Origin of the sequence: Mesorhizobium sp. B2-7-3 (assembly GCF_006440715.1) — a bacterium.
Classification (GTDB): domain Bacteria; phylum Pseudomonadota; class Alphaproteobacteria; order Rhizobiales; family Rhizobiaceae; genus Mesorhizobium; species Mesorhizobium australicum.
The window spans coordinates 537,662-561,732 of record NZ_VFTY01000003.1; the positions used below are offsets into that span (position 1 = coordinate 537,662).

23 protein-coding genes are annotated in these 24,071 nt (G+C 62.0%); 14 read left to right on the forward strand and 9 right to left on the reverse strand.

The annotated features are described in order from the left end of the window. Positions 1-396 (reverse strand): VOC family protein, encoded by a 396-nt coding sequence (locus tag FJW04_RS10130; protein ID WP_246673772.1) that lies wholly within the window; start codon positions 394-396, stop codon positions 1-3. A gap of 83 nt (positions 397-479) precedes the next feature. After that, the gene (locus FJW04_RS10135) at positions 480-2,501 is read right to left on the reverse strand and encodes an amidase (RefSeq protein ID WP_140713853.1); all 2,022 of its coding nucleotides are present in this window, start codon (positions 2,499-2,501) and stop codon (positions 480-482) included. 158 nt (positions 2,502-2,659) lie between these two features. Here FJW04_RS10135 and FJW04_RS10140 point away from each other — a divergent pair, with 158 nt between their 5' ends. Beyond that, entirely contained in the window at positions 2,660-2,893 is a 234-nt protein-coding gene (locus FJW04_RS10140; RefSeq protein ID WP_181166341.1) for a hypothetical protein, read from the forward strand. A gap of 150 nt (positions 2,894-3,043) precedes the next feature. Beyond that, positions 3,044-3,166 (forward strand): hypothetical protein, encoded by a 123-nt coding sequence (locus tag FJW04_RS30530; RefSeq protein ID WP_281405540.1) that lies wholly within the window; start codon positions 3,044-3,046, stop codon positions 3,164-3,166. 65 nt (positions 3,167-3,231) lie between these two features. Here FJW04_RS30530 and FJW04_RS10150 read toward each other — a convergent pair whose 3' ends face one another. Together FJW04_RS10150 and FJW04_RS10155 are read right to left on the reverse strand one after the other, a co-directional pair. After that, a complete protein-coding gene (locus tag FJW04_RS10150; RefSeq protein ID WP_140713855.1) occupies positions 3,232-4,515 on the reverse strand; it encodes an alpha-D-ribose 1-methylphosphonate 5-triphosphate diphosphatase in 1,284 nt (427 codons plus the stop codon). 379 nt (positions 4,516-4,894) lie between these two features. Next, positions 4,895-7,009, reverse strand: a complete 2,115-nt coding sequence (locus FJW04_RS10155) for an alpha/beta fold hydrolase (protein WP_140713857.1) — start codon at positions 7,007-7,009, stop codon at positions 4,895-4,897. Positions 7,010-7,906: 897 nt separating this feature from the next. Here FJW04_RS10155 and FJW04_RS10160 point away from each other — a divergent pair. Together FJW04_RS10160 and FJW04_RS10165 are read left to right on the forward strand one after the other, a co-directional pair. Next, positions 7,907-8,965: an alpha-hydroxy acid oxidase gene (locus FJW04_RS10160; RefSeq protein WP_140665969.1), complete on the forward strand. Its 1,059-nt coding sequence runs from the start codon at positions 7,907-7,909 to the stop codon at positions 8,963-8,965. A gap of 402 nt (positions 8,966-9,367) precedes the next feature. Continuing rightward, positions 9,368-9,919 carry a GNAT family N-acetyltransferase gene (locus FJW04_RS10165; protein ID WP_140713859.1) on the forward strand — a complete coding sequence of 184 codons (552 nt, stop codon included), beginning with the start codon at positions 9,368-9,370 and terminating at the stop codon, positions 9,917-9,919. Positions 9,920-9,958: 39 nt separating this feature from the next. Here the strand turns inward: FJW04_RS10165 and FJW04_RS10170 are convergent, their stop codons facing one another. Beyond that, positions 9,959-10,981, reverse strand: a complete 1,023-nt coding sequence (locus tag FJW04_RS10170) for an aminopeptidase (RefSeq protein ID WP_140713931.1) — start codon at positions 10,979-10,981, stop codon at positions 9,959-9,961. Between FJW04_RS10170 and FJW04_RS29915 the strand changes: the two genes are divergently transcribed. Genes FJW04_RS29915 through FJW04_RS10180 form a run of 3 tightly spaced genes read left to right on the forward strand, consistent with a single transcriptional unit; the run spans position 10,956 to position 12,876 of the window. Next, positions 10,956-11,168 carry a hypothetical protein gene (locus tag FJW04_RS29915; protein ID WP_181172917.1) on the forward strand — a complete coding sequence of 71 codons (213 nt, stop codon included), beginning with the start codon at positions 10,956-10,958 and terminating at the stop codon, positions 11,166-11,168. The two genes, FJW04_RS10170 and FJW04_RS29915, sit on opposite strands and share 26 nt — an antisense overlap. Positions 11,169-11,224: 56 nt before the next feature. After that, positions 11,225-11,983, forward strand: coding sequence for an SDR family oxidoreductase (locus tag FJW04_RS10175; RefSeq protein ID WP_140713861.1), 759 nt, complete (start codon positions 11,225-11,227; stop codon positions 11,981-11,983). Next, complete coding sequence (locus tag FJW04_RS10180) at positions 11,980-12,876, forward strand: sigma-70 family RNA polymerase sigma factor (protein ID WP_140713863.1); 897 nt, start codon at positions 11,980-11,982, stop codon at positions 12,874-12,876. Before FJW04_RS10175 ends, FJW04_RS10180 begins: the two co-directional genes overlap by 4 nt. Before the next feature lie 12 nt (positions 12,877-12,888). On the opposite strand, the gene FJW04_RS10185 is transcribed toward FJW04_RS10180, so the two are convergent. The 3 genes from FJW04_RS10185 to FJW04_RS10195 all read right to left on the reverse strand — a co-directional run bounded on the left by FJW04_RS10185 (position 12,889) and on the right by FJW04_RS10195 (position 15,345). Beyond that, the gene (locus tag FJW04_RS10185) at positions 12,889-13,509 is read right to left on the reverse strand and encodes an FMN-binding negative transcriptional regulator (RefSeq protein WP_140713865.1); all 621 of its coding nucleotides are present in this window, start codon (positions 13,507-13,509) and stop codon (positions 12,889-12,891) included. Between the two features lie 133 nt (positions 13,510-13,642). Continuing rightward, positions 13,643-14,791, reverse strand: a complete 1,149-nt coding sequence (locus FJW04_RS10190; protein ID WP_140713867.1) for an amidohydrolase — start codon at positions 14,789-14,791, stop codon at positions 13,643-13,645. 98 nt (positions 14,792-14,889) lie between these two features. Continuing rightward, positions 14,890-15,345, reverse strand: a complete 456-nt coding sequence (locus tag FJW04_RS10195) for a hypothetical protein (RefSeq protein ID WP_140713869.1) — start codon at positions 15,343-15,345, stop codon at positions 14,890-14,892. A gap of 214 nt (positions 15,346-15,559) precedes the next feature. On the opposite strand from FJW04_RS10195, the gene FJW04_RS10200 reads away from it, so the two are divergent. The 7 genes from FJW04_RS10200 to FJW04_RS10230 all read left to right on the forward strand — a co-directional run bounded on the left by FJW04_RS10200 (position 15,560) and on the right by FJW04_RS10230 (position 22,936). Then, positions 15,560-16,420 carry a xanthine dehydrogenase family protein subunit M gene (locus tag FJW04_RS10200; RefSeq protein ID WP_140713871.1) on the forward strand — a complete coding sequence of 287 codons (861 nt, stop codon included), beginning with the start codon at positions 15,560-15,562 and terminating at the stop codon, positions 16,418-16,420. Continuing rightward, positions 16,420-16,896: a (2Fe-2S)-binding protein gene (locus FJW04_RS10205; protein WP_015316741.1), complete on the forward strand. Its 477-nt coding sequence runs from the start codon at positions 16,420-16,422 to the stop codon at positions 16,894-16,896. Before FJW04_RS10200 ends, FJW04_RS10205 begins: the two co-directional genes overlap by 1 nt. A 1-nt stretch (position 16,897) precedes the next feature. Beyond that, positions 16,898-19,162, forward strand: a complete 2,265-nt coding sequence (locus FJW04_RS10210) for a xanthine dehydrogenase family protein molybdopterin-binding subunit (RefSeq protein ID WP_140713873.1) — start codon at positions 16,898-16,900, stop codon at positions 19,160-19,162. Positions 19,163-19,329: 167 nt separating this feature from the next. Continuing rightward, positions 19,330-19,575 carry a MoaD/ThiS family protein gene (locus FJW04_RS10215; protein WP_019859698.1) on the forward strand — a complete coding sequence of 82 codons (246 nt, stop codon included), beginning with the start codon at positions 19,330-19,332 and terminating at the stop codon, positions 19,573-19,575. Between the two features lie 568 nt (positions 19,576-20,143). After that, a complete protein-coding gene (locus FJW04_RS10220; protein ID WP_140713875.1) occupies positions 20,144-21,145 on the forward strand; it encodes a hypothetical protein in 1,002 nt (333 codons plus the stop codon). Next, positions 21,135-22,256 (forward strand): hypothetical protein, encoded by a 1,122-nt coding sequence (locus tag FJW04_RS10225; protein WP_140713877.1) that lies wholly within the window; start codon positions 21,135-21,137, stop codon positions 22,254-22,256. The genes FJW04_RS10220 and FJW04_RS10225 overlap by 11 nt, the downstream gene beginning before the upstream one ends. A 38-nt stretch (positions 22,257-22,294) precedes the next feature. Continuing rightward, positions 22,295-22,936 (forward strand): hypothetical protein, encoded by a 642-nt coding sequence (locus FJW04_RS10230; RefSeq protein ID WP_140713878.1) that lies wholly within the window; start codon positions 22,295-22,297, stop codon positions 22,934-22,936. A 120-nt stretch (positions 22,937-23,056) separates the two neighbouring features. Here FJW04_RS10230 and FJW04_RS10235 read toward each other — a convergent pair whose 3' ends face one another. Then, positions 23,057-23,770, reverse strand: a complete 714-nt coding sequence (locus FJW04_RS10235) for a hypothetical protein (RefSeq protein WP_140713880.1) — start codon at positions 23,768-23,770, stop codon at positions 23,057-23,059. Between the last annotated feature and the right edge of the window lie 301 nt (positions 23,771-24,071).

Sequence of the window (24,071 nt, forward strand, 5' to 3'; positions counted from 1 at the left end):
CTACCAGTCCGCGACGCGGTCGCCGCCGGTGAATTGCGCGCTTTTGCCGGTGTATTCGAAGAGTTCGATCTTCACCCCGTTGGGGTCGCGCAGCCAGGCCTGGTACGTGTCGTCGCAGGCGTGTTTCTTGGCGGTGACGTCAACGCCCATGGATGCGATGTGCGCGATCGCGGCGTCGATGTCTTCGACTTCCAGGCAGAAATGGTTGATCTGATCCGTCTCGCTGAACCGCGCGCCCTCTTTCTGGAAGACCTCGACATGGCTGCGGCCGCCGCAATTGAGGTAGAAACCGAAAACCGCGCCATCGCGCAGGAAATTGAACTGGATGTCCATGGCAAGGACATTTTTCGTAGAAGCGCCGTGTTTCTTCCAGGTCGTTGGCGAAAATGCAGACATGGGCGAGTTGCTTGACTTTGATCATGGCTGGGTTCCGTGGCTTGGCCCGTTGTGCATGGTAAGGCGGCCCGTACGGCGCATCATCACTCGATTCCGCCGGTGACCGCGTATGCACCGGCGGTGCGCCCATCCTGAAGCCGCAAGACAGCAGTCACGATGGAGCCGTAGGAGCCGCGCCAGACGCTGTGCAGGCGCCGATGCTCGGCGGCAGGGACGAGCGCCTGCCCGGTGAACCGCATGCCGGTTCGCTGCATCTCAACGGCCTCTCCGTTGACATGGACCTTGATGCTGGCCGTTTCAGGTATCTCGCCAACCATTTCGATCGTGATGGCAATCTCATCCTGATCACCGTTAGCGCGCGTCTCGGCCGCAAGCTTGATGGTTGGCGCCGGCGTCTTGCCTGTGCCGGCTTGGCCGGGATGATCCGAAAAGACATCATCAGGCAATTCAGGCGTGCGCGGCGGCTGGGTGCGGCGCTGCGTGGAACGTTCGAAGTCGCCGGCCATGCAAAGCAGCCTTTCATCGTCATAGGCCTTGCCGGCGAAGGTCAGGCCGACCGGCATGCCGATATCGGCCATTGTGCCCATCGGCACGGTGACGGTCGGGATGCCGAAATGGCGCCAGACCAGATTGCCGTTGGCGACCCAGGTGCCGTTGCGCCAGGCCAGATCGGCTGACGCCTCGTTGACGTCGGCGTCGGCCGGGCCGACATCGGCGGCGGCCGGCAGGACCACGGCATCGAGGCCTTGTGCGTCCAGCCAGTCCTCGAAGTCGATGCGTCTTGTTGCTTCGAGTCCCTTGATGCCATCTGCGATCGTGGGAATGTGGGTCAAGGGCGCGACGCCGAGCTTTGCCCGCTCGACATACTCGGCCAGATCGAAGCCGCCTTCATAGCGGTCGGGCAGCGTGCCCGGTGGCTGCGGGAAGATTTTTGGGCCGTCGACCGAGGCGAGATCGGGCAGAGCAGGGTCGGCGTTGGCCCGCAGGAAATCGTCCCAGCCCCAGATGCAGAGATCCCAGATTTCGCGGTCGGCGAAGTCCCCGGGCACCAGCCCACGCTCGACCATGGTCCGCGCGCCTGGGCGGTCGCGCTCATAGTTGGAGACGACGGGAAAGTCGACCTCGACCACTTCGGCGCCGAGCCGCCGCAGATCCGCGGCCGCCTGTTCCCAGAGATCAAGTACCGAGGCGCGGGTTTCGATCGGGCGATCTATTTCTGCGTCGCGGCCGATATACATTCTGGGTACGCCGAGCCGCTTGCCCTTCAGCGAACCCGCAAGCGTCAGGTCGGTATAACGTCGTGGCCGCATCCCGGAGCTTTTCGGCAGCGCCACCCAAGGCTGGGCGCGCCAGAAATCGCCTCGCGTTTCCGGATCGTCGGCGACGATGATGTCAAGCAGTTCCAGCATGTCGGGCACGCTGCGCGTGTGCGGCACCACGACATCCATGGTCGGCACCAAGGGCCAGTTGCCGCGCACCGAAATGACGCCGCGCGAGGGCGTGTAGGCGACCAGCGCGTTGTTGGTGGCTGGCGCACGGCCGGACGACCACGTCTCTTCGCCGAGCCCGAAGGCGCAGAAGCTGGCCGCCGTCGCGGTGCCCGAGCCGTTGGAGGAGCCCGACGCGAAGGCGGCGGTCAGATAGTCGCCATTGTAGGGGCTTTCAGCGCGGCCATAGACGCCGCGCTGCATGCCGCCATTGGCCATGGGCGGCATGTTGGTGAGGCCGATCAGCACCGCGCCGCCGGCGCGCAGCCGGGCGATGGTGAAGGCGTCCTCATTGGCGACGAGATGCTCGAAGGCGGGCGAGCCGGCAGCCACCGTCAGGCCTTTGACCTTGTAGCTGTCCTTGGCGGTGTAGGGGATGCCGTCGAGCGGGCCAAGCGTCTTTCCTTGCCGGCGCCGCTCGTCGGAAGCGGCGGCATCCTCGAACATTTCAGGGTTGAGCACCGGCACGGCGTTCAGCGCGATGCCGTGCCGGTCGAAATACGCGATCCGCCTGACATAGGCCGCGACCAGTTCGACGCTGGTGACGGCGCCTTTGTCGAGCGCTAGGCGCAATTGGTCGATCGACGCTTCGACGAGGTGAAGGCTGGTCTCGGTCATCATTGGCCCCAGTGTCTGTACGCCATGGATGAGCGAGGCCGCCGGCTTCGGCAAGAGCCAATTGGAACTCTTTCGCGCCTCCCCGAAAAAATCGTTTTTTTAGGCAACCTCCGATGGACGCGTGCGTTACTGCGTTCCGGGGAAGGTTGAGGTTTGCATTGGACCGTTTCGAGATTTTGAATGAGCCGACAGGCACGTATTCCATTTTCGACAGATACACCGAATTGCCGGTGACGGTGCAAGGCAGGATTTTGATCGGGCTCTGCCGGCACGAAGTGCCGCTTGCCCTGCTCCGCGCCATGGAAGACGACGACGCGGGATGCCGTCGCTCTCCCCGTTGGGCGGCTGTCGATCATACGAACATCAACGAGACGACTTGCAAGGGTGAATGAATGCTCGCACAAGTTGCGGCAAGGCATACAGCATGAAGAAAATGGTGCCGTTATCGTAGCATGAAAGGGAATCATGCCTGACCAGATTGCGCTTGTCCGCGCAGCCATCGCGCGGCTGCTTCGGAAAAAACCGGGGCTCCCGTGATTTCGATGAGGGAGAGTATCGCCGAACTGCCGGCGATATCAGGTGCGCCGCTGACCACCGAAAACCTGCAGGATCTGCTGCTGGAAATGGCGGAGGTGCGCGGGATGATGGTGGCGCTCGATCTTTAGCAACTACTGGGGAAGCGCCACGCGCTTTTCCCCAGAGAACCGCTAAGCCCTGGTTGCCTAGGTGTCTAGTCCTGGGATTGCCCTCGGTCGGCTGGCAGCGGCCGGTCGCGGCCTCCCTCGATCACCCTGTTCCGCGCCGGTTCAAGCGTACCGTCGCCGTAGATCATGCGGCCGGCGCGGAAGGTGGCTCGCACACGTGGCACCGGCTGGCGGTCGGCCACGACGAGATCGGCCAGGAGCCCAGCTTCGATGGCTCCGCGATCGGTGAGCCCGAGTGCGGCGGCCGGGTTGGCGCTCGTCAGCGCCGCCGCCTTCGCCAGGCCACCGTCGCTCAGTTTCGCCAGGCCGAGGACGGCCGGCAGGATCGAGGCCGGGTGATAGTCGCTGGCCAGCATGTCGAGCAACCCGGCCTCATAGGCCTGGCGAGCGGAAAGATTGCCGGAATAGGATTCTCCGCGCAGCGCATTGGGCGCGCCCATGGCCGTATACATGCCCAGCCGGCGGGCTTCCCGCGCCGCCTCCAGCGTCACCGGGAATTCGCTGAGCACGGTTCCCAGGCCGTGGACGAATTCCACCTTTTCCGGCGTGTCGTCATCGTGCGAGGCGAGCACGATGCCGCGCGCGCGGGCAAACGCCGACAGGCCCTGCAGCGTGCCGAGCACACCGCCATGCCCGTTCCGATCGGCCATGCGCTTGCCGACGACCTCGGATACGTCGGCAATGGACATGCCGCGCTCCTTGGCCAGGCGGGCGATATACAGTTCGACGTCGCGGTATTGTCCCTGGCCGGGGGTGTGATCCATCAGCGAAATCAAATGCAGCTTGCCGGCATCCATCAATCTTTCCAGCACGCCGACAGCCGCGCTGAACGTCACCTCGAAGCGGGCATGGATGCGGTGATCGACCAGAAGGTGGTCTTTCAGCCCGGCGATGGTCTCGATGATGGACGATGTGTGTTCTTCCGAGCGCAGCAAGGCGGCCGTGGCGCTGTTGCCGATGAAGGAGAGCGCGGCATAGGCGGTGGTCACGCCGCAGGAGGCCAGCCGCTTGTCGAGCTCGGCGATGCCGACTTCCATCGGCACGTGGACCCCGCTGCGCGGCTCCACTTCCCGTTCCACCATGTCGCCGTGCATGTCGATGAAACCAGGCAGCAGCAGGCGGCCGCCGCCGACGAAGTCGGCATTCTCGACAGGCCGGTCGCGGATCTCGGCGATCAGGCCGTCTTCGATCCTGGCCGCGCCATTGGCAATGACACGGTCGCGCAGCACAATCTCGAATTCGCTCAACCACAGATCCTGTTTCTTCAGCTGATTCCGATGGGGTGCGGCCCTGTCCGTCCGTTCAAGCATGGTCGTCTCCGAAAACAGCATTCCACATGTCCCGATCGCCCTCCGGCCGGGCGGTTTCAAGGCGTGTCATGTGGATGGTTCATTCCCGAGGATCGGATAAGCTCAGTTGGTGACAGCTTTGTGTAGGACAGGCGGGTTGGGCCGCCGTGCTGCCACCGGTGGTTAAACCGCAAGATGTGATACGAGACGCACGTTGGTTGGCTACGTCAGGAATGCGCCGCATTTCGGACGTATAGATTGTCTTCGCCAAGTCCTGATAGCAGACATTGCAAGGAGGACTGCGGAGGTCGCGACCGCGCCAAGACTCCTCACCGTGCCCATCGTGCTTTGAGCCACCACAAAGTGCAAACGCGTGGCCGAAATGGCTATCCGTGGCTGGTCACCCGCCAGTGCCGGACGGCGCCCCACTGACGGAAAAGAACGCGAGCACGCCGGGCATCCCGCTCGCTTCCATCTCGCCATACTCTTCGAATGTCAGGCCGGAGCCAACCACGAGATCGCGCACCGTCCGCGACGCGATGATCTCGCCCGGCCGGGCATAGTCGAGCAATCGCGATGACAGCTCGATCGCGATGCCGGTGAAGTCATCGCCGCGCTCCTCGCATTCGCCGGTGTGGACCGCGGAGCGGACATCCAGACCGGATTGTCTCAGGCGATGGCGGATCGCGATCGCGCACTGGATCGACCGCGTCGGTCGTTGGAACACCGCGAGCATTCGGCTTGGCGAGCGCCTGATCTGCCTGCCTTCAGCGAGAAGTAATTGGCTTCTGATCTCTTCTGCGTGTCGCTCAATCAGATCTGCGCCGGAGTCAGAATGCGGGTCGCCTATCTCCAGCGACAGCACCGACACCAGGAGCCGTTCGCCCGGTGTCGCCTGGAGAGCGTTGGTGACGAAAACCTCGATCTCGTCGACGAGGCGATCGGAATTCTCGCCCCAGATCACGTGATCCCGGCCGGTGAGCTCGACATATCTGGCGCCTTCGATATGCGTTGCCAGGTAGCGTCCTTCTTCCCGTTTGACCCAGCGGTCGCCCGACGTCTGAACGATCAGTGTCGGAACATGAATGACAGGCAGGATGTCGCGAACATCGATTTCGGTTCCCCAGCGCCAGAGCGAGATCGCGTCTGCGGGCGAGGCTGAATTCCTGAGGTAAGCGGCGAACCATTCTCTTTCGAACGTGTCGTTCATCAGGCTGGGGGCCGCATTGCCCATGTCCGCCGGCTCTCCCCACTGTCTCTCAATGGTGGCCAGGTCTTCTTCCACCTGCTCGGCCGTCCTTGCCCAAGGGTAATCCTTCGACCATCTGCCCCTGGCATAGGTTCCGTTGAGCACAAGTGCCGCCGTGCGCTCGGGGTAGGTCGCCGCGAATAGCATGCACATGGGGCCGCCCTCGGAACCGCCGAACACAACCGTGCGCTTCGAGCCGACCGCATCCAGCACGGCTCGCATGTCCTCCATCCGCTCTTCCATGGTCGGCAAACCGACATTGCGGTCGGATAGCCCTGTGCCGTGCTTGTCCATGCGGATCAAGCGGCAGAAGCTGCCGAGCCGCTGGAACACATGCGAAAGCCGTGGCGAGGCCCAGGCAAGGTCGAGATTGGAGACCCATCCAGGCACATAGATCAGGTCGATCGGCCCGTCGCCGGTCACCTGATAGGCGATGCTGACCCCGGAGGATTTGACATAGTGGGTGTAGGGGCGCAGGGGTTCGCCGCCCGCCTCGGCGCGCGGCGGCTCGGAGGCCGAGGCCGGACGCGGCGATGTCGTGCGGCGGGCCCGCAGCGTCTCGTGCAAATGTCTTGTCTCCGGCTCGGGCTGCAGCCTCAGCTCCCGCTGCAGCGCATCGCGGCAATTGTCATATTGCTTGAGCGCCAGATTGATCCGGCCCTGCCCCGCATAGACGTGCATCAGGGCGCGGTGGATGTCCTCCCGCAACGGCTCCATGGCGAGCAGGCGCGTAGCAGCGCGGACGCAGGAGGCCGGATCCTTGGTTGCACTATAATGCGCGACCAGCCTGTCCAGCGCCGCGACAGCCGTTGCCCTCAGACGCTCGCGCTCGATCCGCAGCCAGTCCTCGAAAGGCTCCTGCTTCAGGCCGAAACCGTCAAGCAGGTCGCCGCGATAGACGACAAGCGCCTGTTCGAGGTTATCAGGCTCCGAGCTGGCCGCCAGCGCCTCGAACCGCGCGACATCGAAATCAAGGCCATCGAGATGAAGGGCGACATTGTCGCTATCCCTGAGGAAGCGAGCGCTGCCAGAAGCTTGCATAGCCTTGCCGACAACCGAAACCGCTTGTCGCAGGTTCATCCGCGCCTGGGTCTCGCTGTTGCCACCCCACAAAAGGGCGGCGAGCTTTTCGCGCGACTGCGCATGTCCCGATTGCAGCGCGAGGTAAGCCATCATCGCCCGCGCCTTGCGGCTGAAGGCGGGGACCGCAGCCCCAACGCCGGCAAAGTCGAAACCACCCAGTAGATAGAGATGAGGCCCGGTCATCGGATCCGCCACAACAGCCACCACGCACCGGCGATCCTTTCGTGTCGCCCTCCTTATTTCAACCGTGATTCTGCCAGAATCGCGCTTTTCACGATTCCATCACGCTGGTTGCTGCGCGTTTCTCACGGCTGTCGAGGAGATTGCCGCACTGAGCCCCTTGTTTCTCACTCCGCGTGTCTCAGGAGGACGCCGTGCAACGCCCAAGCTCGATCGACTGGCCCATCTGGCATGACGATCCCTTGCATGAAGAGTCTTGGCACAATCCGGCGTGGCGCGGCGCGGTTGCACCACTGTGTCACGACATTGCGCTTGCCAACTATCTCGAAAGGCAAAAGGCCCACCGCGGATCAGTGGTTCGCCGGCTTGATCTCTCAGCCGTCATGGGCCGCGCATGCGTAACGATCGCGCGTGTCGGACGCGCTTTCCTCCAGCGATTGCGCCCGTTGCAGCGTAGCGGGGACCCTGCGAAGAATGCTTGAGTTGGTCGACGACATTGACTTGAGAATGTCGAGGGCCCACTCGGGATTCAGCAAGGCTCTGGGCCCATCGTGCGCGGCACCCGAGACCGGTGACATACTGCCCTATCCACGGACTGACCTTCCGACCCACAGGGCCGAACCCCGCCATGACCCCTTCTCCCACAACCGGGAGCAGGCAGGCTCGGTTGGTCGGCAATTTCGGGGCCGATCAAGTCGATGCGAGCGACAAGCCCTGAAAGTCATTTTTGAAGATCCAAGCCTCAAAGCTCCTGGTCTGCCTCTGGCCGCGTTTCCGCCGCCCGGTCATCGACGTTCGTTGCCCTGCGCGCTGTGCCGCCGTCTTGCGGCCAGCGGCCAAATGCGCGAATGTTGTCTTTGGACTTAGCCGACTTTTTTGACACGTTGACCGGAGTGGGCCATGCCGCTCGACATCGAGACCCGGTTTCTCTGCCTAGCGGATCTTGAACCGGCGGCACGAGAGGTATTGCCGCACGCAGTTTACGAGTTCATTGCTGGGGGTGCTGGCGACGAAATCACCAAGCGTGACAATGAAGCCGCATTCGACCGCATCAGATTAAGGCCGCGCGTGCTACGCGATGTGACAAGACTTGATACCGGGATCACGCTCTTCGGACAAAGTCTGCCGCATCCGATCATCCTGGCCCCAATAGCATATCAGCGGCTGGTGCATCCGGAAGGCGAGGTGGCAGCGGCGCGCGGCGCCGGAGTGGCGGAAGCGGTGTTCACTCTGGGTACCACGGCGACGGCGGCGATCGAGGATTGCGTGGCGGTGAGCCAGTCTCCAGTCTGGTTCCTGCTCTATTGGCAAAGCGATCGCGGTTTCAATGGCGAACTCGTATCGCGCATGGCGGCACTGGGCGCGAAGGCAATCAGCGTGACTGTCGACTTGCCAACGCCAGGCGATCGCCACAGGCAGTTCCGGGCAGGATTCAAAATTCCCGACAGCCTCGCAACGCCATACTTCAAGGACCGTAACACCGGCGTGCTCAAAGTTGGCACTGCGCAGCGGCGGGCGATGCCGACCTGGGCGGATATTGCCTGGCTGCGTTCGCTGACAACCCTACCGCTTATCCTGAAGGGCATTCTCGATCCTGACGATGCCGAGCAGGCAATCAGAACCGGTGCCGATGCCATCGTCGTCTCGAACCACGGTTCGCGCAACCTCGACACCCTGCCAGCGACCATCGACGCCCTGCCCGCCATCTCGGAGCGGGTAGCCGGGCGGATTCCCATCATCCTCGACGGCGGCGTGAGGCGTGGCACAGACGTTTTGAAGGCGATTGCCCTAGGGGCAAGCGCCGTCATGATTGGTCGCCCCTATGTCTACGCACTTGCAACGGATGGTGCCGACGGCGTAGCCTATTGTGTCCACCTGCTCCGCAGAGACTTCGAGGCGGCAATGGCGCTAACCGGCCGGGCGCGCATCGACGAGATCGACCGGTCGGCAATCTGGTGAAGCCCCAACTATTCCTCGGCATGTTCAGTATTGCAGATCTACGCTTTACTCCGTCCCGCTTTTTGTCCAGCCGAGCGCCCACTATATTGTCGCATTGTCGCCGATTCTGAGAATTTGGACAGAGAAGCCGATGGTCTGCTGTCGGCCCCACAACAGCCGTTTATGTTCATGGCGAATCGCCAACGCGCGTTGTCATAGTCCCACCCTGTGGTGGGCTGGCGCCATCACCAAATCTCACGCCATGACCGGCGGTAGCCGGGTGGCCCCGGAGTGATTGAAGCGCATGGCGCTGGGGCTGAAGGCGGTTGGGGCGTAGCTTGCGGTCGAATCTGTCCTGGCGGTCAGCCGCCGCGGCTCTCAGCTCCGTTGCATTGGCGCTGCCCCGGGTCGAAAATGCCCTCCATGAGAGCAGTTCCCAGGCTCACCACACCAAGGCTCGTGCTTCGGGCGCCGGGCGAGCGGGATATCCCGGCGTGGTTCGCGCGCGCGAGCGATATCGAATCCGCCTCCCTTGCCGGCGATCCCGTTGCCGACGACATCAGCGCGGGCGAGCGATGGCTCGCCCTTGCGCGTCAGCGGTTCGCCGACGGCCGGGCGATCAAATGGTCGATAGACCAGCCTGGCGTGGCGGACGCGATCGGGACGATAACCCTGTCCTTCGGCGCGGACGATGCCAGGTCGGCCGCATTGGGATTTGTGCTGGGGCGTGCGCATTGGGGGCAGGGGCTGGGCTCCGAGGCGGCACGCGAGGTCATTCGCTACGCCTTCGAGACCCTGGCGCTCGAACAGGTGACGGCCGAGGCGGCGGCGCGCAATGTCGCGTCGCTTCGGATACTGGCGAAGCTCGGCTTCAAACATGTCGACAGCTTCATCGATGAGTCCGACGGCGAGCACTGCGAGCGTTTTGTGCTCGGCGCGCACATAGGACCGTTAGTCCTGGCGAACCAGGCTTAGAGTCATCGGAGCACGCCAAAAGCCACCGTGCTCTGCAAGTCAATCGCACGTGGTCGCCGCCTTGAGCGCTTCGGCACGGGACAATTGCGGCAGATCAGCGATCCGTCGAACGGATGCGTAGAACCTTGGATAATCGCCGGAGCATAAATCGAACAAGCGAATAAACGCCGGAACCTGTTCGCCATAGACAGACGTCGCGGCGAGCTTTGCGTTGTTGATCGGCGCATTGAACCAGGCGTCGTATCCCCGGTATCCGGCCCAGCTTCCGTCGCGCATTTGCCGGTAGCGCGTCCGCAACCTGTCGAGCGTGGCTGCCTTGGCCGCCGCCATCCCGTCGGGGGTCCGGGAGCTTTCATAGACCTGCCGCAACTCGTCGCGGGTTTTCGACACCAGTGCGAGAAAATCGGCGCTGCGCTTGCGATCGGCCTCGTAGCGGCGCAATCCGGCGCGATCGCCGGCGGCGCGGAGCCATTTTCTCGTGCCGGTGGTTTCGACGGCGACCGCGAAAGCCTCATTGAATGCGGAATCGCCGTTCACATAGAGGCGCTGATGCGCCAGTTCATGAAAGACAAGACTCGCCAGATAGGTGTCGTCCTGACGCAGCATGGTCGAGAGCAGCGGGTCGCTGGACCAGCCCAGCGTGGAATAGGCGGTGATGCCGGTGACATAGACGTCTAGCCCCTGTCGATGAAGTGCCACGGCGCTTTCGGTCGCGGATTTCCGATCGAAGTATCCCCGGTAGGGAACGCAGCCGAAAACCGGAAAGCACCATGTCTTGGGCGTGAGCGAGAATTGCGGGGCGGCAAAAACGGCCCAGGTCACGGCATCCCGGTGGATGTCGACATAGCTGTGATAGCTGCTGTTGTCGGGCAGTGCCAGCTCATCCGTCGCGAACCGCCTTATGGCGCTCGCCGACGTCAGCTTGGCGCGCAATGCCTCCGGCGTCGAAGGGGCCTCGATCAGTTTTCCAACGTCTTGGCGCGCGGCCATGATCCGGACATGGCCCTCCAGCGATTGCGCGTAGTAGGAAACGCTGGTGCAGCCGCTCAGCGCGGACGCCATGACGGCCGTGGCAAACAATCGAAAAACGCGCTTCACTTCTTCCCCACCGCTTCGTCACCTGCCCATGGAGCACATGTTGCGCCCCAATGTCCAAACCGGCGCACCAATTTTCGTCAAGATCCATAGCGAGCAGCGGCGCGGACTGTCGACCCGGCTTCTGCTGACGACAAATCTCCCCCACCGCTGACTCTTTTCCCGATCCTCAACCGTCTTAGCTACAGTGAAACACTGGAGCAGGGTCAAATGAGCCTCAGGGATAAGAAAATCGTGGTCACCGGAGGCAGCCGTGGGCTTGGCCTCGGATTGGTCGAAGCGCTGGTCGAGCAAGGCGCCGGCGTGACCGTGGTCGCGCGGGGCGCCGAGGCGCTGCAGGCGGTCGGTGCCCGGCTTGGGGTCGCCACCATCGCCGCCGATGTCACGGACGAGGACGCCGCCTATCGCATTCTTGGCGAGGTCCGCCCTGACATACTGGTGCTCAACGCCGGCGCCACGCCCCGGATGGGGCGGCTGGACCAGTTGAAGTGGGAGGACTTCTCCATCGCATGGGAAACCGATGTCAAGGCCGGGCTCTACTGGCTGCAGGCGTCGCTGAACCTGCCGCTCGGGCCGGGCAGCCGGGTGCTGGTCGGGTCGAGCGGTGCGGCCGTCACCGGGTCGCAGATGTCGGGCGGCTATGGCGGCGCCAAGCGGATGCTCTGGTTCATGGCCAAATACGCCAATGGCGTGGCGCAGGAGAAAGGCCTCGGCATCCGCTTCCAGGCGATCGTGCCGCGGCAGATGATCCTCGACACCGGGATTGGCGACGCGGCGGCGAGCGCCTATGCCGGCTCAATGGGCATCACGCCGGAACAATTCGTCACCCGCTTCGGCGCGCCGATGCCGCCCCGGGCGTTCGGCGACAGGGTGGTCTCGCTGCTGGAAGACCCGCAATATGGCGAGGGCGTCGTCTTCGGCCTCAGTGGCGACGCCGGGGTGACGATCATGGAGGGCGCGGGTCCTTGAGCGACGCAAAGCCAGCGGTGGAGCGCGACCGGCAGGAAGGGCTGCTTGCCCTTGCCACCGCGTTGCGGCCGGAGCTGCACCGCTATTGTTCGCGCCTGATGGGCTCGGTCATCGACGGCGAGGATGTCGTGCAGGACACGTTCGCGCGCGCCGTCGTTGCCCTGGAGGAGTTGTGTGAGGTGCCTCGGCTCAAGCCCTGGCTGTTCCGGATCGCCCACAACCGCGCGCTTGACCTATTGCGCAGCCGCGAGATCCGCGCCGCGGAGCCGATCGAGGCGGCGCTCGCGATAGCCGACGAAGCCGACCCGGTGGAGGTGCTGATGCGCAGGCAAGCCGTGCAAACCGCCGTGTCGCGCTTCGCCGAGCTTCCGGTGACGCAACGCAGCGTGGTCGTCCTCAGGGATGTGCTCGACGAGCCGCTGGCCGACATCGCCGCCCTGCTCGGCATCACGGTCGATGCGGTGAAGGCGCATCTGGCGCGCGGCCGCGCCCGGCTTCGGCGGATCAACGCCCAGGCCAATCCGCTTCCCGACGCGCGCATCGCATCGGCGGCCATCCTGCGCTACGTCAATCTGTTCAACCGACGCGACTGGGACGGCTTGCGCGCGCTGCTGGCCGACGATGTGAGGCTCCATCAGTCCACGCACAAGCCGCGCGCGGGGGCCGCCGACGTCGGCATGTTCTTCACCATCTACGCCAGGAGCGACGGCTTGTGGCTCAGGCCGGCATGGGTCGAGGGCCGCGAGGTGATCGCGGTGTTCGAAGACCGGGCCGACGCGAAACCCAGTCATTTCATGTGGTTGGAATGGCGCGACGGCCGGATCAGCTTCATTCGCGACTACCGTTATGTCCGGTACGTTCTCGAGGACGCCGACCTGGTGCTGGCAAGGTGAGGCGCCGTACCTTCACGGGATGAGGGCGGAGACCTCGCGGTCAGACGGACGCTCGCTCGCGGCCAGCCCGGAGGCCACGCCGGCGCGGTCGGCGGCGTTGCGGTTCTGGCTCATCTTGCGCTTGCCTTCGAGCCTGGCGACCGGCATGCGCAGGCCGACAATGCCGCGAAGCTGCGACTGAATGAAGTCGGGCGGCGCGTCCGACACGGCCCAGGGCGCGGCGCGCGCGCCTTCGTGCAGGTTGGTCAGCCGGGTGACGACCTCCAGCAGCCTGTCCGCATCCTCGAAGAACTCGACCGGCCCGTAGGCATGAACCGCGGCGTAGTTCCAGGTCGGCACGACCTTGCCGGTTTCCTGCTTGGTGGCGTACCAGGCCGGCGTCACATAGGCGTCCGGACCCATGAAGATGGCGAGCCCGTCGCCGATCGCGGGAACGCGCCACTGCGGGTTGGCCTTGGCCAGATGGCCATGGATGACGCCGTGCTCGCCCTCGGTCTCATCGAGAAAAAGCGGCAGGGGGGTGGCGAGCGGCCCGTCCGCCGTGGCGGTGACGAGATTGGCCAGCCGCGCGGCGCGGATCGTCGCGATCAGGCTGTCCTTGTCGTCGTCGCGGAAGGCGGGCGGCGTGTACATTTTCGAACTCCTCGCATTGCCCTCACAGATGCCACACAATCCGGCCCGTTGGAAATATCCAGTTCGAGGCATCCAGGTGGCCAGTCGATCGGGGACGGAGCTTTGCCACAGTGCTGGCCGGGTGCCGCTGAGATCAGCCGAGAAGGTTGCGCGCGGTCCTCATGAAGATCTTCGAGCCGATCGGGATCAAATCGTCGGGAAAGTCGTAGTCGGGATTGTGCAGGGCAGGGTGCCGCTCGCCCGCACCGAGGAAGAACATCGCCGACCTGGCGCTGTGGCCGAACAGGCCGAAATCCTCCGAGGCGCGCATCGGCAAGGCTTCCTCGCCATGCGCGACGCTCTCTTCATCGAGGGCGCGCCGCAGGTGCTCGACAGCATCCGGCGCGTTGACGCTGGCGACGAAGATCTCATGATAGTCCCAACTGGCGGAGAGGCCGTGGCGTCCGGCAATCTCCTTGACCAGGGTTTCGGCGGCGGCGCAGAGGTCCGCCATGCGCTCGTCGCGGCGTGTGCGCAGCGTTGCCCAGACCTCGGCGTGGGCGGGCGCGATGCCGAACACGGCTTCGCCCATCCGCGCATGGGTGACGGTGACCATGGAGAAATCATCGTCGGCGAAAGTCGCGCGGCCGAGCGCGGGCAGGGCCGGCATCAGCTCCGAGATCGCCGGCATGGGCGAGGTTCCGGTCTCGGGCATGGAGGAATGCGCGGTCTTGCCCTCCAGCACGATGCGCATGCCGCGCGAGGCGCAGTTGACCACGCCGGGCTTGAGCCTGACTTCGCCGAACGGCACGCCGGGCAGATTGTGCAGCGAGAAGGCGAAATCCGGCGCGATCTCGCCAAAGCGCGGATCGGCGACGACGCCGGCCGCGCCATTGCCGGTTTCCTCGGCGGGCTGGAACATCAGCACGACGCGGCCGCTGGCGGGCCGTTCGCGCCCGAACTGGCGGCCAAGGGCGGCCAGGATAGCGGTGTGCCCGTCATGGCCGCACATATGCGACTTGCCAGGAATTTGCGATGCATGCGGCACGCCGGACAGTTCCTCGATGGGCAGCGCGTCGAGTTCGGACCGAAACAGGACGGTTGGTCCGTTTTTGCCGCTGTCGTAGATGGCCGCGACGCCGTTGCCGCCGAGGCCGGTCAGCACCTTGTCCGGCCCGGTGTCGGCGAGGAAAGCGACGACCTCTTTCGCCGTCTTCTCCTCCTCGTTCGAGATTTCCGGCTGCCGGTGCAGCTTGCGCCGCCACTCAGTCAGTTCGACAATGTCGCGATTGGTCAGGGTCATGGTCTTTCGCCTCCACTGCGGTCCTGTGCTAGCGATAAACGGCCTTGCCTACCACGGTCCAAGTTCCGGGCTTTGGCGGGCCAGGCCTCGCGATCGGTCTACTTCACGCGGTTGGGGCAGAGCGCCTTGAACTGGTCCAGCGTATAATCGTAGCCCGAGGCACCGGAGCCATCCAGCACCACTTTCTCGTCGACGGCGGTGATCCGGTAATCGGTCGTCACATCGGTGCTCTTGTTGCGGCCCTGGAACAGCATGGCGGCGCCGTAGAAGGTGGTGAATTCGCCGGTCTTGCAGTTGGCGGTGATTTCGAAATGCAGGGGCGCGTTCATTTCCGAATCAATGCACTCCTGGGTGAAATCATGGCCGTATTCGCGGCAGTAGAGGCGGGCCTTCCGCCTGTCGTGCCTGGCCAGGATGCTGGCGTGCGTGGAGCCGATGCCCGACTTTTTGACGATGGTAAGCTCCATTCCAATTCGGGCGCCGTAATAAAGCGTCGCGGCGCCAGCCGGCGCGGCCAGCGTCACGGCGCAAAGCACAGCCAACAGACGTCGCATGGAAATTCCTCGCTTGGCCGGGAAGGATTGACGCACGGGGCGGGGCGGTCAAGCCCCAATTGGCCCACTGGCTGACGCTTCGCGGCCATGTTCCAGGTCGAGTGGACCGCATTTTGCCGCACCTGGCCCAATCGCCTCGGCTCGGGAAACGGATGGTCATTATGAGACGATTGTTTATAACGGTCGCTGAAAATCGCGATACCAAGGGGAGACGATGCGCTACATACGTCCGCTTTCAATCGAAGACGCCGTCGGCCAATTGGCCGGATCGGCCGGCCCGGCCGCCATCCTTGCCGGTGGCAGTGACCTCCTGGTGAGGATGAAGGGCGGCTTTGTCGAACCCGAACTGATCATCGACATCAAGTCGATCGCCGGCTTGCGCGACATCAGGGAAACCGCCGACGGCTTCAGCATCGGCGCCGCCGTGCCTTGCGCGGTGCTGGGCGAGAACGCCGGCTTGAGGAAGGCTTGGCCCGGAGTGGTCGAGGCGGCCAAGCTGATCGGCTCGAAGCAGGTGCAGGGACGCTGCACCATTGTCGGCAATCTGTGCAACGCCTCGCCGGCGGCCGACAGCGTTCCGGCTCTGGTGGCGGCGGGCGCCAAGGCCGTGGTCGTCGGCCCGTCGGGCAAGCGCACCATTGCCGTCGAGACGGTGCCGACCGCGCCGGGCCGGACATCGCTCGCCAAGGGCGAGATCATCGAGGCGATCCTGCTCGGCAAGCCCGCGCCGCGTTCGGCCGATGCCTATCTCAGGTTCATTCCGCGCACCGAGATGGACATCGCCGTGGTCAGCGCGGGCGTGAACCTGACGCTGGACGAAGCTGGTGTCGTGACGGCGGCCCGGGTGGCGATCGGCGCCGCGGCGCCGACCGTGTTGCTGGTGGAAGAAGGGGCCGAGGCCCTGATCGGCCGCAAGCTCGACGAGGCAGCGCTGGAGCGGCTGGCCAAGGTCTGCGCCGGCGCCTGCCGGCCGATCGACGACAAAAGAGGCACAATCGAATTCAGGCGCAAGGTTGCGGGCGTGCTGGCCAGGCGGGCCGCACAGACCGCCTATGCACGTGCAGGAGGCAAATGATGGCTGGCGTAGCGGTTTCAACCACGATCAACGGCGACAATGTCGAATATCTCTGCCAGCCCGACGAGACGCTGCTCGACGTGCTGCGCGACCGGCTCGGACTGACCGGCGCCAAGGAAGGCTGTGGCACGGGCGATTGCGGCGCCTGCAGCGTCATCGTCGACGACCGGCTGGTGTGTTCGTGCCTGGTGCTTGGCGCGGAAGCCGAAGGCCGCCGCATCGAGACCGTCGAGGGCATGGCGCATGGCGATAGGCTGCACCCGCTGCAGCAGAAATTCCTGGAGCACGCGGCACTGCAATGCGGCATCTGCACGCCAGGTTTCCTGATCGCGGCCAAGGATCTCTTGGCCAAGAACCCCGACCCGACCGAGGAGGAAATCCGCTTCGGCCTGGCCGGCAATCTCTGCCGCTGCACCGGCTACGACAAGATCGTGCGCGCCGTCCAGGACGCGGCCATCGTTATGAAGGGAGCCTGAGATGAATTTCGATCCGCGTTTTTCGGGGCGTAAATTCGCATCCGTCGGCACGCGCCCGATCCGCCCCGACGGTGTCGACAAGGTGACCGGCCGCGCCCGCTATGGCGCCGACTTCAACATGGCCGGCCAGCTGGTCGGCCGCGTGCTGCGCAGCCCGCACGCGCATGCCAAGATCCGCAAGATCGACACTTCGAAGGCGGAAGCGCTTCCCGGCGTCAAGGCGGTGATCACCGCCGCCGACCTGCCTGACCTCACCGACGGCGATGCCGCCATGTACGACATCCTCGACAATTGCATGGCGCGCACCAAGGCGCTCTATGACGGCCATGCGGTGGCCGCCGTCGCCGCGATCGACGCCCGCACCGCCAGGCAGGCGCTGAAGCTGATCGAGGTCGACTACGAGGTGCTGCCGCATGTCACCGACGTCGACGAGGCGATGGCGCACCACGCGCCGCTGATCAACGACACGATCTTCACCGAGGGGCTGGAGGAAAAGCCGGTCAAGCCCTCCAACGTCACCAAGCGCTCGCAGTTCGGCCATGGCGACGTCCATCAGGGTTTTGGGCAGGCCGATTTCATCGTCGAGCGCTCGTTCAAGACCGAGCAGACGCACCAGGGCTATATCGAGCCGCATGCCTGCGTGGCCAATGTCAGCTCCGACGGCACCGCGGATCTCTGGGTCTGCACGCAGGGCCATTTCGTCTATCGCCAGCACTGCGCCCAGCTGCTCGGCATGGAGGCCTCGAAGCTGCGCGTCACCTCGTCGGAGATCGGCGGCGGTTTCGGCGGCAAGACCCATGTCTGGGCCGAGCCGGTGGCGCTCGCTCTGTCGCGCAAGGCCGGACGCCCGGTGAAGCTCGTCATGACCCGCGACGAGGTGTTCCGCGCCTCGGGTCCGACCAGCGCCACCTCGATCGACGTCAAGATCGGCGCCCGCAAGGACGGCACCATCACGGCGGCGGAAGCGACGCTGCGCTACAGCGCCGGCCCCTATGCCGGCTCCTGGGCCGAGATCGGCGCGATGACGGCATTCGCCTGCTATCGTCTCGATAACGTCAAGACGGGGGGCTACGAAGTGCTGGTCAACCGGCCGAAGACCGCCGCCTATCGCGCGCCCTCGGCGCCGATGGCGGCCTTCGCGGTGGAAAGTGCCGTCGACGAGCTCGCCAAGGAGCTCGGCATGGATCCTGTCGAGTTCCGCATCAAGAACGCCGCCCAGGAAGGCACGCGCTCCTCCTACGGCCCGGTCTACGGCCCGATCGGCATCGGCCCGACGCTGGAAGCGGTGAAGAGCCATGCGCACATGAAGGCGCCGCTGAAGGAGAACCAGGGCAGGGGCATGGCCTGTGGCTTCTGGTTCAATTTCGGCGGCCAGACCTGCGTGGACTTGAACATCGGCATGGACGGCTCGGTGTCGCTGGCCGTGGGCACCGTCGATGTCGGTGGTTCGCGTGCGTCGCTGTCGCTAGTCGCGGCGGAGGAGCTCGGCATCGACTATTCCCAGCTCAAGGCGGTGGTCGCCGACACCTCGTCCCTCGGTTACAACGACATGACCGACGGCAGCCGCGGCACCTTCTCGTCCTCGATGGCGACCATCTCGGCCGCCCGCAACGCGATCAAGATCCTGCGCGAGCGCGCCGCGCAGATGTGGGACATCTCGGTCGACGACGTGATCTGGGAACAGGGCCATGCGGTCGCCAAGGGCGAGAAGCACGGCAATCTCGGCAAGCTGTCGCTGAAGGAGATCGCGGCCAAATCGGGCACCACCGGCGGGCCGATCGCCGGCCATAGCGAGCTCGTCGCCGACGGCGCCGGCGTCTCCTTCGCCACCCATATATGCGATGTCGAGGTCGACCCCGAGACGGGTTCGACCAAGGTGATCCGCTACACGGTGGTGCAGGATGCCGGCAAGGCGGTGCACCCGACCTATGTCGAGGGCCAGTACCAGGGCGGCGCGGCGCAAGGCATCGGCTGGGCGCTCAACGAGGAGTATATTTACGGCAAGGACGGTCGGCTGCAGAACGCGGGCTTCCTCGATTACCGCATCCCGGTGTGCTCCGACCTGCCGATGATCGACACGCAGATCCTGGAAATCCCCAACCCCAACCACCCCTATGGCGTGCGCGGCGTCGGCGAAACCTCGATCGTGCCGCCGCTGGCGGCGATCGCCAACGCGGTGTCAAACGCGGCCGGCGTGCGCATGACCCACATCCCCATGTCTCCGCCCCGCATCCTGGCGGCGATCGAGGCTGAACGGGAAGGCTAGGGCGAAAGCTAGGGATAAGGTGTGTTGAGGTTCAGGTCAGGCCGAGCCGAAAGTGGCGGGTTCCGAGAACCGGAGCGGAGCGTACTTGAAGTACGTGAGCACCGGAAGCGCAGGAACCTGCCATTTGCAGGCCGGCCTCACCTGAATATCAGCACACCGTAGCGGCGATGGTCGAAGTCACCCTTTGGGGCGCGCTGGGCCAGCTCGCCGGCGGCAAGAGCAAGGTCGAGGTCGAGGCCAAGGACATCAGGGAACTGTTCAGGAAACTGGCTGAACAGTATCCCGGATTCGAGCCGTGGATCGATCGGGGGATTGCTGTGGCGATTGATGGAACGATCTATCGCGATACCTGGTCGAAGAAGCTGCCGGAGGGGGCGGAGATATTTCTGCTGCCAAGGCTGGCTGGGGGGTGAGGCGCCATCGATGACCTTGAAGCTCTGTCATTCGGTGAGAAATGCGCACTCGAATTAAAGTCGCAGGCGAGGAAGATTTACGGCGATCTAGCGATAGGAAGCCAGCGCACTGTGGACGAGCCCACGTTCGTTGAACCACCGTTGCGCTAACGCCCAGCTCGAGGCGCGCCGATTTGTAGCCTTCGACCTCGACCGGATGTTACCGCTGCCGATAACGGGTGGCGAGCGGTACTGGGACGCTGTTCAGACCCACCCTCGGCGCCTCCATCATGCGCAGATTGTGGCGCCGCACCACCACCCGATCTGTTGACATCGTGTATGCCACTTCCGCTATCGATTCCTAGTCAGGACCTAAGTGTACGCTTTCTAAACGCGCAAACTCCAAAGTTGGCCTGCGGTAGGTAATCTAGTCAAAAATGAATGTTAAAATGGCACTGCTGTTCCTGTGGAAAAGGCGCAACCACAGTCGTGCCGTCTTGCTACACGACAATTACTAGAGAAATATTCGCGAGCTGCGATATTAGGGGCTTGCCGAACGAGCAGCGTAGCAGTCGAGGGATGGGTTGGGATGGCTGAAACTGCAACGATTGCGCGCATAGCCGAGATTGTTTCGGACCAGATATTTTCCGAATTTTTTTGGACAAAAGTTGGACCGATGAACTCCAATTGGAAATGCGAAAAACACGATCTCCACAAGGCTCAGACTCACCCTACAGACGTAGTATTTTTCTATGATGAGCCTTATGAAGAAGTAACGACGTACGTTCAATGCGACTTGAAGAGTTACGCCGCTGGATCGTTGGGGCGATCACAGATCGAAAAAGCCATCATAAGCCTGTCCAATCAAGTTTCTTGCGCAGAGATAAGTTCAGAATGGCAAAGCCGGTACGTACACAGGCATAAAGATTTCTCGATATCCGGCATGCTTTTTGTCTACAATCATGATGGAGGATACGATAGGACTTTCAGCGAATACTTAGAAAAACTTGATATAGATGTTCTCGATACGCCCGAGAACGGCAAACTAATAGTTCTTGGCCCGGTGGAAATTCATTGGCTAAATAATGTGAGCCAAGAGATCGTGCGGATGAGAGGGCGCTCGGGCCTCGAAAAATTGCCCAGTCGAGAGGCATGCTCATTCTTCTACCCCCAAACCGTGCGCCGTGCCCAAGTTCGTGGGAAGCAGCGATGTGCTGCGACATTAGAGATGCTTACTGGCCCTTGGGTCATTTTGCAGCACGAGGGGGACCAGAACAGGAAGGAAGGGTTGGTGGTCTTCTACAGACCGCCAGGCGAAACGGTGGACGAGTTTCTTTACCTGCTCGATTATTTACGGCAGCATGGCTTGCTTGATCAAAAGTATTCGATTGCTATACGTGCCATAGATAGGACTGGCGTAGCACAAAATAATTTTCAGAAGGCGCAACAATATTATATCGAAGCGATGGGTGCTACATATCAAGGGGATGGAAGTTTGTCTGACGCGATTAATGATGTAAAATTTTCTTCAATGCATAATCTGACATCGACGTTTTCGGAGGTCGAGATTGGTATGGAATATGACAGATAAGCTTCCCTTTCTTTCCGCCAATGACAAGGATATTTTCGATCTGCTCATGTCATCCCGAGGCCGGATGAGTGAGGCCGTACTGCACAGTATTTCTATAGGCAGGGGTATTATATATTCTATTAAGACAACGAGAGAGCGACTTGCAAGCGATATCGCTTCTCTACCTCACGATTACCTTTCGTTGAGTAAGTTGATCGAGCGACGCGAGCAGCAAGCCAGACAAGAAAAGAGGACCTATGTAGACATACCCGCCGTCCTCACTCATGAAGAGATCAACCAGATAGTGCGCAGCTACAAGAGCGAAGTTGCTGGGGAAGAGATAACGACACAACAGCGAAGAGTGAGCAATGTCAACGTAAATGTGACCTACGACGAAATCGATTATTCCAAGACGCGCCTTATTCAGAGGCAACGCAGAGACGCTGGTATCGAATTCGTCATTGGCGACGAAGGGACGACGATAAGAATGCCGTCGACGGAGAAGGCGCGGGGTATTGTCGACAAATTTATTCAGTACGCCAGCAAGATTAAATTGAAAGAACTGCGTCACAACGAAATTTCGCTTCAGGGTTTTAGTGCCGATCAAAGAACTAATTTTTTCATGCAGATAATGCAGACGACGCCAGGGTACCAATTGCAGACGGTTGTTAACATAAAATGTGCTACGGAGGATGAGGATGTCGCAGACGATTTCGAACTAGACATAGAGAACGAGCGCTCTGTCGAATCCGACATTGTAAGTAAAATTAACAGTGTAGCTCTCAGCGGAATGAATCTTTTGCAATCTGAGGAGTACCAGACCCTTAGACGAAACGGGTTTTTCATTACGGCAGTTACTTGGCGGGCAATGCAGAAGGAGAAGCCTCAGGATCTCCTCCAGTTCGATGTTTCGTTTGAGGACCCCCGACGGGGAAAAGGGTTCAAGTTTGGCGTCAGGATCGCTCGTCGCCTTGCAGACGGTAGCCTTACCAACGATTTTAAACCCTTGGAACCAAACCGCCAGCCTGCACTTTGGAGTTTGGTTGAGCGCACGTCCTCAGGTGTTCTTAAGGCTATCCTCTCGTCTTCCGGCGAGGAAGCTACGACCGTTCTGAAAGGGGCAAGGACATGACTCGACGTCGATGGCTTCGCGCACATTGGCCGGTCGACATGCGGACACTGGCAGAAAGATTGAAGGGCCTGCAGTTCACAACGGCGACCCAGAGCGGCTTCATTGTGGATAGGCTTAGGCCTGCTTCCATTGAGGGACGGTTCATTGAGCGACACGAAATTAGCCAGGTTGTTGAGAATCCTCTAGGCGAGAGGAGAATCTATGAGAGGACCGAATTTCGGGACATTGGATTCATTATTTCTCCAGAATATGCCGGCCTTGAAGTTATAAACCCACCTCGCAGTATAAACTTGTTTTTATCGCGGCTTGCTGAGGCATGCAATTTTCAAATATCAGTTAATGAGGTGAGGTTGGATGTTATCGATTGGTGCGAAAGGCTGGCCACCAATCTCGGACGTCGCGTTGAAATTGTTAGCTGCCAGCTGAAGGATATCAAAATTAGTGAGGACATCACGGCCACCGCAATTCTGAAGGGTAATTCGGATGTTCGTCAATCAGCTAGCTTGGTAGTGAATGGTTATACATACACAAATGACAAGGTAAAAATTCAGGTCGACGGCACTCCATATTACACGTTGATACTGACAAGGCAGGGATCGGCGACATTCGATCAGAGTTCGTCTGAGGTGCTTTTAGATTCGTTGCGCACGTCTCTGTATTCGTCGATTGTTCAACGCTGATATCTCCGTGTAAATTTTTGGGCAGCGTTACAGCCGGGGCCTCAGACGGGCGTTCCGAGTATGGGGTCTTCGGCCTGGAAGCGAACGTTTCCCCCGTCGTTTTGGCATGCGTCTCGGTTGCTATCCAATCGGCCTGCGCTTGGTTTCCCAGAGGTTTTGCGCGAACGAGCCTTCTTCCCAAACCTTTACTTTTAGATCGTTGGCCTCAAAAAACCCCACGATATCGAATTCGTGCTGGTCGATCAGAGCCCAAGTTTCGTTGTCCGCACCGGTTAATATGCTGCCGAGATCAATGGCTCTGGCCCGTTCCAGCTCCTTGCCGCGGCCAATAGCGGCAGTCAGGAGACTATCGAGGTCGTTAATTGCTTTCCTGCTGAAATTGGTTCGTCGATGGACAAGTTGGAGACCATTTTCGAGAGCCTTCTCAACGTAGATCACGCGCTCGTCATGCCAAAGGTCTTTCCCTGGACCGAAGTGAGCAATGCACTTGTCGCGAAGATTGGTGATTTCATTATGTTTCGCTTTCAGCGCCTCGTTATAGCCGCTTGTAACGCCGACTTTGAAACGATGGATTGCCTTGGTGTGGGTCGCGCGTGAGTAGACGACGACCGCATGGACCAACAGCGCCCTGCCAAGGCTCGATGTTCGATCTGATGCCTCATGGCCTATCTTCTGAAGAAGCTCGACGGATTCCGCAGCATCCCGGAGGTCTAGTACGACTGATTCCACGGCATGAAACGCCCTTATCGCTCGGATGAGGTCCTTGTGCGTGGTCGGGTGCAGCTTGTCGATAACGGCGGTTAGGTCAAAGGCTCTGTTGCGCGATTGGGTCATGGCGCATCCGTATCATGCCCCTCCCACTTCAAAAAATAGTTTGGCGGATTGCGTTTTCGAGCGACAGCAAGCAGGCTCCGCCGGCGGCGGACCGGATCGTTGCAACGACCGACGTAAAGGCGTAAAGCAGAAGGGCAACATCGGGTTCAAGCTCCCTCAATCACTGCCGGTTCCCACCAAGTTCCGCTTCTAGGCGGCTGGGCCATGCGGCCGTTCCTTGGCACCGACTGGTTGCGGATTAGGCCGTACGGCGCGCCGACCTCGCGGCCCCGCCATTCCCGCCCTTGCCCTAAACCCCCAC